Origin of the sequence: Pseudarthrobacter sp. ATCC 49987 (assembly GCF_009928425.1) — a bacterium.
Classification (GTDB): Bacteria; Actinomycetota; Actinomycetes; order Actinomycetales; family Micrococcaceae; genus Arthrobacter.
Map to the genome: position 1 here is coordinate 2,384,346 of NZ_JAABNS010000001.1, position 12,152 is coordinate 2,396,497.

Consider the following 12,152-nt stretch of genomic DNA (forward strand, 5'->3'; position numbering starts at 1 on the left):
GTCTGGCGGGGGCGGCTAGGCGGCGTGGCCGGCCAGGAGGCCGGTCACGGGAGCCCAGGCCATGGTGCGGGTGCCGGAGATGGCACCGGCGGCGGCGAAGGGGTCCTGCTTGAGGACCTGGTTCAGGGCCTGCTCATCGGCGGCCTTGAAGATCAGCAGCGCGCCGGCGCCGTCACCGTAGGGGCCGCTGGCGAGCAGTGTTCCCTCCTGGGCAAGTCCTGCGGTCCATTCGCGGTGCGCCGGGCGGGTGGCGTCGCGGGCTTCGGAGGATTCGGCGTCGTATACGTACTCAACAGCAAAAACAGTCATACGGATACACTATCGCCCCGCCGGCCAGGTACCCATCCGGGCGGCTGCCCGGCCGGGTGGTGCGGCGGCGTCATGGTCGCCTGACGGAGCGGCGGCGTCAGCCGAGGACGAGCACCTTGGCCAGGGCTGCGACGCCGGCCGCCCACAGCAGCGACGTGAGGGTGCCGATGATGAACCGCTCTGCGGCCACTGGGGTCTCCTTCAGCTCGGCAAAACGGCCCAGGCCCTTGATCGCGACCACGTAGGCGATGGCGACCGGCTCGCCGGCGAGGATTGCGAGGCAGACGGCGAGGCGTTCGAGCACGCCGATGATCGCGCCCCCGCGCAGGATCCGGACGCTGCTGACCGAGGTGGCCGCGGTGCCTGCCGCCGGGGCCGCTGGGCCTGCGGTTGCCGTGGTGGTGACCGGGGTGCCACTCATGGCCGAGGGATCAACGGTGACATCCGCCGCGGGGTCGTTCGCCGGGTCGGCGGCACCGGCGCCGGCGTCCTGCCGGTCATCGATGGTCCGGGCGAGCCGGAAGACCAGGGCCGTCACGGGCCAGCCGGCGAAACCGGCGATGAGCAGTGTCAGGGTGATCCAGAGGCCGTTCACCGGTCTCCTTCCGTGCTGTCCGGGGTGCGGGGGTCCGCGGGCCGTCCTCGGGCGTCATCGCTTCCGGCGATGACCCCGTGGGCGAAGGCCAGCAGCATTTCCGCCGCGGGCCTCGCCGCCCATTCTTCCTGCCAGCCGGAGCGCAGGAGTGCACGGCTCACCGATTGTTCGGTGATTCCCAGTTCCCGGGCGACGATTTTCTGCGTCCCGTGGGTGCCGGTGTGGCCGTGCTGCACCGAGCGCAGCACATCCACGACCTTCCACTGCGCGGCCGTCCGGTCCTGGACAAGGCGTCCGATCAGGCGCAGCACTGCCTCGGCATTGGCGCAGGCGCGGGCCCCGGCAGAGCCAGCGGGCGAGGGTGCGGCCTCCCCCCTGCGCAGGCCGCCGGAGACGACGGCGATTGGCACATGGGCGGCCCCGGACTTGGCCTTCTCGACGGCCACGCGTGCCGCCACGAAGGCCGGCCCGGATCCTTCCCGCGGGCTGGCCGGCAGCGGCAGGTCCACCGACCCCACGCCGATTCCCACGTACCAGCGGCCGCTGCGGAGGGCATGCAGGGCGATGTCCACGACTTCGTCGGGGCGCTGCACCACCCCTTGGACCTCGTCGCCCACGGAACGTTCGAAGCGTCCGGCTGTGGAGAGACCGGCCAGTTCCGCCAGGAGGTCCGGGACGCGGTCGATGTCGGCGCTGCTTCCCCGCTGGTCGATGGTCATCACGTACATAGCACCACCCTAAAGGGCTGATCTTAGAGAATCAATCATTTTCAACTGATTACTTAAAATAAGCCAGAATAAGCTGATATTTGGAAATCAGCGCGATCCGGTTAGGCCGTGCGCCGCTCAGCGCCCCCGGCCCGCAGGGCTAAGGGCCGGACAGCCGACCCGTTGACAGCTCCCCCGCGCCGGGCCAGTCTGGGGCACAGCAACAACGACGCCGCGGAGGTGGGCCGGTGGCGACACCAACGGAAGCGGCGTTCATCGCTTTCGGTCTCGGTTCCCAGGCCGTGCTCGCCGCTTTCTTCGCCGCCCGGCGCTGGCGTCCCGGACTCGCGGACCGCCTGGGCTGGCTCGCCTACGCCGTCGGCGGGCTCGGACTCCCGCTCGGCCTCTGGTTCCTCGTCGAAGGGCAGTCCTGGCGGCTGTATGTGGGCCCACTCCTGCTAGGCACCTGGGCGCTCTACGGCAGCTATCTCGATCTCTGGCGCCGGGTGGAATGGCGCTCACCGCCCAGGCCGGGTCTGTTGATCCCCTACGTGGCCCTGTACTTCTGGGCACAGATGTTCCTGTGGTGGCCGCTCTGGGACCTCCAGCGCCTCGCATGGTCCGTCTTTCTGGTCCTGTTTTGCGTCAACACCGCCCTGAACCTCGCCGGACATTTCCGCAGGCCGGAGGGCCGCGGCGTCAGCCGAAGAGGTTGACCGGCTTGACGATGTCCGCGTAGATCAGCAGGGCGCCCATGCCCATCAGCAGCACCGCCACCACGTAGGTGACCGGGAGCAGCTTGGCGATGTCGAACGCGCCGGGGTCCGGGCGGCCGAAGAGCTTGGCGATCCTGCGCCGCGCCCCTTCATAGAGCGCGCCGGCGACGTGGCCGCCGTCGAGCGGCAGCAGCGGAATGAGGTTGAAGACGGCCAGCGCGAAGTTGAGTCCGGCCAGCAGGCCCACCAGGGTGGCCACCCGGGACTGCATCGGCACCTGCTCCATCGCGGCGACTTCGCCGGCCACGCGTCCCACCCCGACCACGCTGATGGGTCCGTTGGGGTCGCGGGGCTCTTCGCTGAACGCCGCCTTCGCGACACCAACCACGCGCGCCGGGAGGTTCACGACGACGCCGGCGATCTGCTTGATGTTCTCGCCCGCCATCGGCAGAACCGTCGACGCCGGCTGGGGCACGAGCGCAGTCTGCGCACCGATGCCCAGGAAACCGACATCCTGGTATTGGAGGGTGCCGTCGGCGCCCTTGGCCTGGCGGCCGTCGTCGCCCATCACGGGACGCGAGGAGAGGACCGGCGTGACGGCGGTGGTGACCGGGACGCCGTCGCGCTCCACCGTGATGGTGACCTGTTTGTCCGCGGACGCGCGGATCCAGCCGGTGAGTTCGTCCCAGCTGGTTACGGGTTTGCCGTCGAAGGAGGTGATGACGTCGTTGGGCAACAGGCCCGCGGCGGCGGCGGGGGTGGGCTTGCAGTCTGCGGAGTCCGGGTCCACGGTTTCGCCGGCCTTGACCTGGCACTTGGAGACGTCGGCGATCGTGGTGGTCTGGGTGGCCATGCCGAAGCCCATCAGCAGCACGGCGGTGAGCGCCAGTCCGATCAGCATGTTCATGGCCGGTCCGCCGAGCATGATGATGATCTTCTTCCAGACCGGAAGTTTGTAGAAGACGCGGTTCGCGTCGGCGGGGCCGACTTCCTCGTGGGCCAGGGAGCGGGCGTCCGAGGCGAGCGACTGGAACATGCCCGTGCTGGAGGGACGGACCGTGCCGTCCTCCTTGTTCGGCGGGTACATGCCGATCATCGAGACGAAGCCGCCCAGCGGGATGGCCTTGAAACCGTACTCGGTCTCGCCCTTCTTGCGGGACCAGATGGTGGGCCCGAAGCCGATCATGTACTTGGTGACGCGGACCTTGAACAGCTTGGCGGGCAGCAGGTGGCCCACTTCGTGAAGGGCAATGGACACGGCGATGCCGATCGCCACAAAGACGACACCGAGGATAAAGAGGAGGACGGGACTCATACTTCGATCTGCTGCTTCCTAGACGCTTCTGACGGCTAAACGTTCGTGGGTGCGGGCGCGTGCCCATCTTTCAGCATCCAGCACGGACTCCACCGTCAGCCCGGAGGACCCTGTGTGTTCGCTGAGGACTGCTTCGATGGTATCGACGATGTCGGTGAACCGGATCCGGCCGGCATGGAAGGCCATGACGGCCTCCTCGTTCGCGGCATTGAAGACGGCCGGGTACGTGCTGCCCTGCTTGGCGGCGTCCTTCGCCAGCCCGACGGCGGGGAACGCCACGGTGTCGAGCGGCTCGAAGGTCCAGCTGGTGGCCTGGGTCCAGTCGCAGGCCGGGGCGGCCTTCGGTACCCGGTCCGGCCAGCCGAGGCCCAGGGCGATGGGCAGGCGCATGTCCGGCGGGGAGGCCTGGGCAATCGTGGAGCCGTCGATGAACTGGACCATGGAGTGGACCACGGACTGCGGGTGGACCACGACGTCGATCTTCTCCAGAGGGATGTCGAAGAGCAGATGCGCTTCGATCACTTCCAGGCCCTTGTTGACCAGGCTGGCGGAGTTGGTGGTGACCATCAGGCCCATATCCCAGGTGGGGTGGGCGAGGGCGTCCTGCGGGGACACATCGTGCAGCTCTTCACGGGTCTTGCCGCGGAAGGGCCCGCCCGAGGCCGTGAGGATCAGCCGGTCCACCTCGCCCGCGGTGCCGGAGCGCAGACACTGGGCGATGGCGGAGTGTTCGGAGTCGACCGGGACGATCTGGCCTTCGCGGGCCGCGGCCTTGACCAGGGCGCCGCCGACAATCAGGGATTCCTTGTTGGCCAGGGCCAGGGTGGCGCCGGATTTGAGTGCCGCAAGGGTGGGCGCCAGGCCGATGGAGCCCGTGATGCCGTTGAGAACCACGTCAGCTTCGATCTCCGCGATCCGGGTGGAGGCGTCCGGGCCGGTGATGATCTCGGGGCGGTAGCCTGTCACTCCGGCCGCGGCGGCGGCGTTGTCGATCAGTGTCTGGAGCGCCGTTGCGTCGCCGGCGGCTGTGCCGACAGCCAGGGCGCGGGTGTGGACGGCCTGCCGGGCCAGGAGTTCGAGGTTGCCGCCGCCCGCGCTGAGCGCGACGACCTCGAAAAGGTGCGGGGCGCCGTCGACGACGTCAAGCGCCTGTGTGCCGATGGAACCGGTGGACCCGAGGAGGACGATCTTGCGCGGCTGCATGATTCAAGTATCCCGCACCGGGTTCTGTGCTCGGGCCGCCCGCCTGGTCCTGCAGGCGTAACGTGGTGATCGTGGAGTGGACGGCCTGGTTTGATGCGCCGGAATACGAGTTCGCCCGGCAGGTGCTGCAGCGCGGCATCGCCACGCTCTATTTTGTGGCCTTCCTGTCCTCGCTCAACCAGTTTCCTGCCCTCCTCGGCGAGCGCGGGCTGTTGCCGGTGCCGGATTTCCTGGCACGTTCCAGCCGGCTGCGCAGGCCCACCCTGTTCAGCTGGCGCTACACGGACCGGCTGCTGCGCACGGTGTGCTGGGCCGGGCTGGCCATTGCGGCCACGATCGTCATGGGCCTGCCCCAGCTAGGCCCGCCCTGGGTTCCCCTGCTGGCGTTCCTGGCCCTGTGGCTCTTGTACATGTCGATCGTTAATGTGGGGCAGACCTTCTACGGCTTCGGCTGGGAGATGCTGCTGCTCGAGGCCGGGTTCATTGTGGCGTTCCTCGGCTCGGACCAGACTCCCCCGCCGCGGACCATCCTGATCCTGCTGGCCTGGCTGGTGTTCCGGCTGGAGTTCGGCGCCGGCATGATCAAGATCCGCGGCGGCCGGGAATGGCGTGACCTGACCGCCCTCTACTACCACCACGAGACCCAGCCGATGCCCGGGCCGCTCAGCCGGCAGGCGCACTTGCTGCCCAAGCCGTGGCACCGGATCGAGGTCCTGGGCAACCATTTTGCGCAGCTGGTGGTGCCCTTTTTCCTCTTCGCCCCGCAACCGCTGGCCAGTATGGCCGCCGGCATCATCATCTTCACGCAGCTCTGGCTGGTGGCGAGCGGGAACTTCGCCTGGCTCAACTGGATGGCGATCCTGCTGGCCTTCGCCGCGGTCAGCGACCCCGTGGCGCATGCCGTCATCCCGGCGATCCCGCTCGACTGGCATGCTGCGTCGGCAGGGACTGCGGCAGGGGCCGGTGCCGGCGCGGCCGGCGCGGCCGGCAGCCAGGCGCCGGTCGCGTGGCTCGTGGTGGTCCTGGTCGCCACGGTGCTGCTGGTGGTGCTCAGCTACCGCCCGGTCGAGAACCTGTTCTCCCGCTACCAGCTGATGAACGCCGCCTTTAACCGCTGGCAGCTCGGGAACACCTACGGAGCTTTCGGCACGGTCACGAAGCAGCGGATCGAAATCGTGGTGGAGGGCACCTTCGCCGCGGATCCCGACGACGCCGCGGACTGGCGGGAATACGGGTTCCGCGGAAAGCCCGGCGACGTCCGCCGGATCCCGCGCCAGTGGGCGCCCTACCACCTGCGCCTGGACTGGCTGATGTGGTTCCTGCCGCTGCGCACCGTGCACGAGCAGTGGTTCTATGCCTTCCTGGCCAAACTGCTGGTGGCCGACCGGCCCACCCTGCGCCTGCTGCGGCATGATCCGTTCGACGGCGCCCGGCCCCGCTGGGTGCGGGCCAGCAGCTACCTGTACCGCTTCGCCACCCGGGAGGAATTCCGTGCCACCGGCCAGCGCTGGATCCGGATGCTGCTGGACGAGTCCATTCCGCCCCTGTCGCTGCCGCCTGGGGACTGAGGTGTCCGGGGACTGAGGTGCCCGGGCCCTCGCCCGGGCACCCGTCCATCCGGACTAGACCGACACCTCGTCCTTCACCGACACGGCCTCCAGCGAGGCCTGGCGGCGGCGAAGCCACCAGGAGCCCACGAAGATCAGGGCCATGGAGACGTAGACCACCACTGCGAAGGGCGAGGAGAACAGCGCCGTGGGGTCGTTCTGCGAAAGCTGCAGCGAGCGCCGCAGCTGCACTTCGAACATCGGCCCGAGGATCATCGCCACCACCATGGGCGCCACGGGGTAGCCGTAGCGGCGCATGAAGTAGCCCAGAATGCCGACCAGCAGGAGGATGCCGACGTCGGCCGCGGCGAAGTTCACCGAGAAGGCGCCCAGCGCCGCGAAGACCAGGATGCCCGCGTAGAGGTAGGGCCGCGGGATCTGCAGGATCTTCACCCAGAGCCCAACCAGTGGCAGGTTCAGCACGAGCAGCATCAGGTTGCCCACGTACAGCGAGGCGATCAGGGTCCACACCAATGCACCCTGGTTCTCGAACAGGAGCGGCCCGGGCTGGATCTGGTAGCGCTGGAATGCGGTGAGCATCATGGCCGCGGTCGCCGTCGTCGGAATTCCGAGCGTCAGCAGCGGGACCAGGACGCCGGCGGCGGCGGCGTTGTTCGCCGCTTCCGGGCCGGCCACGCCCTCGATAGCGCCCTTGCCGAACTGTGCCTTGTTCGCGCCCTTGGCCAGTTTCCGTTCCGCGGCGTAGGACAGGAAGGTGGAGACGTCCGCGCCGCCGGCCGGCACCGTGCCGATGGGGAACCCGATGAAGGTGCCCCGCAGCCACGGCTTCCAGGACCGTTTCCAGTCCTCCTTGGACAGCCAGGCGTTTTTGCCCTTGCTGACCGGGATGACCTCGACCGGCCCGTGCCGCAGCTTCGATGCCACGTACAGGGCCTCCCCGAGGGCGAAGAGGCCCACGGCGACGAGGACCATGTCGATCCCGTCCACCAGCGTGGGGTTGTCGAAGGTGAAACGCTGTTGCGCGGTGCTGTCATCGATGCCGATCATCCCGATGAACAACCCCAGTGCCAGGGAGGCGAGGCCGCGCAATACGGAGGCGCCCAGCAGGGCACCGACGGTGAGGAATGCCACCACCATCAGGGCCACGTAGTCCACGGGGCCCAGGCCCACGGCCAGTTCCGCGACGACGGGCGCCAGGAATGACAGCAGCACGGTCGCAATGGTGCCGGCGACGAACGAGCCGATCGCCGCTGTCGCCAGTGCCGCGGCGCCCCGGCCCGCCTTGGCCATCTTATTGCCCTCAAGCGCCGTGACAATCGAGGACGACTCGCCCGGAGTGTTGAGCAGGATGGAGGTGGTGGAACCGCCGTACATGCCGCCGTAGTAGATGCCGGCGAACACGATCAGGGCGGCCGCGGGATCCAGCGCATAGGTGATGGGCATCAGCAGCGCGACGGTCATCGCCGGGCCGATGCCGGGCAGCACGCCGACGGCGGTGCCGACGAAGACGCCGCCCAAGGCGTAGAGCAGGTAGACCGGCTGCAGCGCCGTCGAGAAACCCTCAAGAAGCATCATGAAGCTATCCATGGAAGAACGGCACCCCCTCAAGCAGGGGTCCCGGCGGCAGGGATACGCCCAGCAGGCCGCCGAAGACGTACTGCAGCACGAGCGCCAGGAGCACGGAAATGATGACTGCCTTCCAGAGCGGCTTGGCCTCGAGGGACCACGCCGCCCCGCTGAACAGCACTGCCGCGGCAACGGGCCAGCCGGCCGGTTCGATCAGGAAGATGTGGAGGACCACGAAGCCCACGAGTTTCGCCAGGGCCAACCAGTCGGTCTTGGCGGTGACGTCGAGGTCTTCGCTTTCCTCTGCCTCGCCCACCTTGCCGCGGAACACCTGGGCCACGATGCCCGTGCCGACGAGCACCAGCATGGCGCACACGATGTAGGGGAAGGCCCGCGGGCCGATGCCGGTCTCCGACGGCGGGATCGGAATGGACCCCGCCGCCAGGAGGCCTGCTGCGCCCACGCTCACGAACACCAGGGCGAAGAGGATCTCCCCCGTGGGCCGCTTGGCGGGCGTACTGACTTGGACGGACATTGTTACTTGACCAGGCCGATCTCGGTCAGCGTGGTCTTGACCTTGGCGATGTCCTCCGTCAGGAAGGTCTTGAAACCGTCGCCGGCGAGGAAGGCATCATCCCAGTTGTTCTTGGCCAGGGTCGCTTTCCAGGCTTCGGAGCTGTGCAGCTTGGTGACAACCTCGGTCAGCTTCGCCTTCTGCGCGTCATCAATGGAACCCGGTGCGACGACGCCGCGCCAGTTGGTCAGCACGACGTCGATGCCCTGGTCCTTGAGCGGTTTGACGCCCGGCAGGGCCGGGGCCTCGGACGTGCCGGAGACGGCGAGCGCCCGGACCTTGCCGGCCTTGACCTGCTCGGCGTACTCCCCCACACCGGAGATGCCGGCCTGGACCTTGTTGCCGAGCAGTGCCGCGATCGATTCGCCGCCGCCGGAGTAGCCGATGTAGTTGAGCTTGTCGGAGGCGATGCCCTGGGACTTCAGGATCTGGCCGGCCAGGATGTGGTCCGCGCCGCCGGCTGAGCCGCCGGTGATCGCGACACCCTTGCCGTTGGCCTTGATGTCATCCACGAGGTCCTGGACCGACTGGTACTTGGACGACGCCGGGACCACCAGGACCAGCGGCTCTTCGGTCAGGCGCGCAATGGGGGTGGTGTCCTCCAGCCGGGTCTTGGCGGCGTTGGTTTCCACGGCACCGACCATGACGTAGCCCATCACCATCAGCGTGTTGGCGTCCTTTTCGGTGGCCAGCTTGGCGAGGCCGTTGGTTCCGCCGCCGCCGCCGATGTTGCTGACCTGGGCGGAGGTGACGAACTTGTTGGACTGCAGGTCGGCCTGGATGGCACGGCCGGTCTGGTCCCAGCCGCCGCCCGGGTTCGCGGGAACGATGATGCTGAGCTTCTTGATCGGGTCGGCAGCCGCGCTCTGGCCTGCTGCCGCGCCGCTGGCACCGCCGGCACACGCCGACATGGCGAGGACGACGCCGGCCGCCCCGGCTGCGATGGCGGCCCGGCGGGTGAAGTTGAACCGCGTGGAATCGAAGTGGGAGGTCATGGGTTTCTCCTTGTTGAATGTGACGCACGTCATCGGAATCACTTCCCCGAGAGTAGGAGCGGCGCGCGCCGGGGAACAGAATTTGGCCGTAGAGGTAGTAGTGGTCATATTGGTCACGGCCCCGGGCCCGGGTTTGGGCCGTGGGCGGCGGTGGGGATGGGAAACTTGTGACATGGTTCACAGGATTCCCTTACGCTTCCAGCTGGTCGCGCTGCAGCTTGGCATCGTGCTGGCTGTCCTGACAGCGGTGGGAGCCGTGACCATCCGGATGCAGGAGCAGCAGCTCCGGGACGCGTACAAGGGCCGGCTGATCGGGGTGGCCGAAAGCGTCGCGCGGCTGCCCTCCGTGGTGAATGCCTTCGGGACACCGCAACCGGCCCAGACCATCCAGCCCATCGCCGAAGTCATCCGGCAGGCCTCGAATGTCACCTATGTTGTGGTGACGGACCGCCACGGCGTCCGGCAGTCCCACCCGAACCCGGCGGAAATCGGCAGGCCAGTGTCCACCGACCCTTCCGTGCCCCTCTCCGGCGAGATCTATGTCGGCACCCAGACCGGGACGCTGGGTGAATCCTGGCGGGTCAAGGTTCCCATTTTCGACAACGCCGGAGCCGTGATCGGCTCGGCCTCGGTGGGTGTGCTGGAAAGCACCCTGGCCCAGGACCTCTACGAGGACCTGCCGCAACTGTTCGGCTGGCTCCTCGGCGCCGCGCTGCTCGGATCGCTCGGGGCGATGTACATCTCAAAGCTTGTGTGGCGGCGGATCTACAAGCTGGAGCCGGAGGACATCGCGGCCCTGCTCGAGACCCGCGACGCGATGCTCCACGGGCTGGGCGAGGGACTCATCGCGGTCGACGCCGAGGGGAAGGTCGCGCTGGTCAATGACGAAGCCCGACGGCTGCTGGGCGTGGGTGAGGAAATCACCGGCCGGGCGGCCAGCGAATGCCTGGAACCCGGGGTCCGCCGGATGCTCACCGCAGGATCTGCCACGGAGGAACTGGTGCTCTCCGGGGAACGGATCCTGCTGGGCAAGGTCAATGCCGCCACCGTGGACGGCCGGGAAGTGGGCAAAGTCCTCATTCTTCGCGACCGCACCGAACTCCACACGATCCTCCGCGACCGCGACGGCGCCCTGGACGTGACGCAGGCGCTGCGGGCGCAGGCCCACGAATTCGCCAATAAGCTGCATGTGATCTCGGGTCTCCTGGAGCTCGGCGAACAGGGCAAGGCCGTGGAATACCTGGGCCGGAGCCACAGCGAGGCCGCGTTCGTCAACCGCCCGCTGGCTGCAGGAATCACCGATCACGACGTCCGGGCCCTGCTGATTGCCAAATCGACGGTCTGCGCCGAGCGCGGCGTCGAGATCCTGGTGGACCCGGCCTCGGTGTGCACGCCGGACGGGACAGGCGATGTCATCACGGTCCTGGGGAACCTGATCGACAACGCGGTGGATGCCGCGGGCTACGACAGCACCATCGCCGTCGGGCTGGATGAGGCTCCCGACGGCGAACGCACCATCACGGTCGAGGACGACGGCCCCGGCGTCCCCGAACCGGAACGGACCGCCGTCTTCGAGGCCGGAGTCACCACCAAACAGGCCGAGGGAATCAACAGCCGCGGCTTCGGGCTGGCCCTGGTCCAGCGCGTGGCCCGGCGCCGGGCCGGCGGGGCGTCGGTGGGGCCGTCCGTGCTGGGCGGTGCCTGCTTTACGGTAATACTGAGGACAAAAGAGGCGGAACTACAAAACAATGAGCTCCATACGCACCCTCATCATTGACGATGACGTGGCAGTGGCCGGAATCCACCACGGGTTCCTGCTGGCGCGCGGCGGCTTCGACGTCGTCAGCCTGGCCCATACCGGGCAGCAGGGCCTCGACCTGGCGGCCGAGCTGCGGCCCGAACTTGTCCTGCTGGATATCCACCTTCCGGACATGTCGGGCCTGGACGTGCTCCGGCAGCTCCGCGGCCGCCAGCAGGCGCTCGACGTCCTGGTCATTACGGCCTCGCGGGAGCTGGAGACGGTACGCGGCGCCATGGCGGGCGGGGTACTGCACTATCTGGTGAAGCCCTTCACGTCCCAGGCCCTGAACGAACGGCTCGACGAGTACCTGCTCCTTCGCCGCGAACTCGCCGCGGGCGGGGCTTCCGGGCCGCTGGACCAGGACAGCATCGACCGGCTCGTGGCGCCGTCGCGCCGGGCAATTGTCGCGGATTCCGGGACGGCGCCAGCGCCCGGTTCGGTGACAAGGCTGCCGAAGGGGTTGTCCAGGCCCACCCTGGACGCCGTCATCGAGGCGCTCAAATCAACCTCCGACGACGTCTCTGCCGCCGGGATGGCCCTGCAGCTCGGACTCTCGCGGGTCAGCGCGCGGCGCTACCTCGAGTATCTGGTCATCCACGGCTTTGCCCGGCTCACACCCCGCTACGGCGCGGCAGGGCGGCCGGAGAACCGGTACCTGTGGAAGCGCTGAGCATGCCCAGTTTGTAGGAGTTCCGAGGAGCATGTCCCGTTTGCAAGGGTTCCGCTGAGCATGTCCATTCGTCGCAGGCGAGCGCCGGGCAGGGTCGCGCACCTTGAAGCACCGATCTGACGCAAATGGCCGC

The 12,152-nt window shown here is 68.2% G+C and carries 12 protein-coding genes; 4 read left to right on the plus strand and 8 right to left on the minus strand.

The annotated features are described in order from the left end of the window. Positions 1-15 precede the first annotated feature (15 nt). The 3 genes from GXK59_RS11205 to GXK59_RS11215 form a co-directional block, all read right to left on the minus strand. Complete coding sequence (locus GXK59_RS11205) at positions 16-309, minus strand: YciI family protein (RefSeq protein ID WP_160666797.1); 294 nt, start codon at positions 307-309, stop codon at positions 16-18. 97 nt (positions 310-406) lie between these two features. After that, a complete protein-coding gene (locus GXK59_RS11210; RefSeq protein ID WP_160666799.1) occupies positions 407-904 on the minus strand; it encodes a hypothetical protein in 498 nt (165 codons plus the stop codon). Beyond that, positions 901-1,632: a MarR family transcriptional regulator gene (locus GXK59_RS11215; RefSeq protein WP_237393865.1), complete on the minus strand. Its 732-nt coding sequence runs from the start codon at positions 1,630-1,632 to the stop codon at positions 901-903. Before GXK59_RS11215 ends, GXK59_RS11210 begins: the two co-directional genes overlap by 4 nt. Before the next feature lie 227 nt (positions 1,633-1,859). On the opposite strand from GXK59_RS11215, the gene GXK59_RS11220 reads away from it, so the two are divergent. Then, a complete protein-coding gene (locus GXK59_RS11220) occupies positions 1,860-2,327 on the plus strand; it encodes a hypothetical protein (protein WP_160666801.1) in 468 nt (155 codons plus the stop codon). Here the strand turns inward: GXK59_RS11220 and GXK59_RS11225 are convergent. Further along, on the minus strand, positions 2,311-3,642 hold the full coding sequence (locus tag GXK59_RS11225) for a M50 family metallopeptidase (RefSeq protein WP_160666803.1): 1,332 nt from the start codon (positions 3,640-3,642) through the stop codon (positions 2,311-2,313). The two genes, GXK59_RS11220 and GXK59_RS11225, sit on opposite strands and share 17 nt — an antisense overlap. An 18-nt stretch (positions 3,643-3,660) precedes the next feature. Continuing rightward, entirely contained in the window at positions 3,661-4,845 is a 1,185-nt protein-coding gene (dxr, locus tag GXK59_RS11230) for a 1-deoxy-D-xylulose-5-phosphate reductoisomerase (RefSeq protein ID WP_160666805.1), read from the minus strand. 71 nt (positions 4,846-4,916) lie between these two features. Between dxr and GXK59_RS11235 the strand changes: the two genes are divergently transcribed. Next, positions 4,917-6,413 (plus strand): lipase maturation factor family protein, encoded by a 1,497-nt coding sequence (locus GXK59_RS11235; RefSeq protein WP_160666807.1) that lies wholly within the window; start codon positions 4,917-4,919, stop codon positions 6,411-6,413. 54 nt (positions 6,414-6,467) lie between these two features. Here the strand turns inward: GXK59_RS11235 and GXK59_RS11240 are convergent, their stop codons facing one another. The 3 genes from GXK59_RS11240 to GXK59_RS11250 are packed head-to-tail and all read right to left on the minus strand — an operon-like array spanning position 6,468 to position 9,548. Beyond that, a complete protein-coding gene (locus GXK59_RS11240) occupies positions 6,468-8,000 on the minus strand; it encodes a tripartite tricarboxylate transporter permease (RefSeq protein WP_160666809.1) in 1,533 nt (510 codons plus the stop codon). Then, entirely contained in the window at positions 7,993-8,514 is a 522-nt protein-coding gene (locus tag GXK59_RS11245) for a tripartite tricarboxylate transporter TctB family protein (protein ID WP_160666811.1), read from the minus strand. The genes GXK59_RS11240 and GXK59_RS11245 overlap by 8 nt, the downstream gene beginning before the upstream one ends. Before the next feature lie 2 nt (positions 8,515-8,516). After that, on the minus strand, positions 8,517-9,548 hold the full coding sequence (locus tag GXK59_RS11250) for a Bug family tripartite tricarboxylate transporter substrate binding protein (RefSeq protein ID WP_160666813.1): 1,032 nt from the start codon (positions 9,546-9,548) through the stop codon (positions 8,517-8,519). Between the two features lie 172 nt (positions 9,549-9,720). On the opposite strand from GXK59_RS11250, the gene GXK59_RS11255 reads away from it, so the two are divergent. Continuing rightward, positions 9,721-11,325 carry an ATP-binding protein gene (locus GXK59_RS11255; protein WP_160666815.1) on the plus strand — a complete coding sequence of 535 codons (1,605 nt, stop codon included), beginning with the start codon at positions 9,721-9,723 and terminating at the stop codon, positions 11,323-11,325. Beyond that, positions 11,297-12,019 carry a response regulator gene (locus GXK59_RS11260; RefSeq protein WP_160666817.1) on the plus strand — a complete coding sequence of 241 codons (723 nt, stop codon included), beginning with the start codon at positions 11,297-11,299 and terminating at the stop codon, positions 12,017-12,019. The genes GXK59_RS11255 and GXK59_RS11260 overlap by 29 nt, the downstream gene beginning before the upstream one ends. The last annotated feature ends 133 nt before the right edge of the window (positions 12,020-12,152 follow it).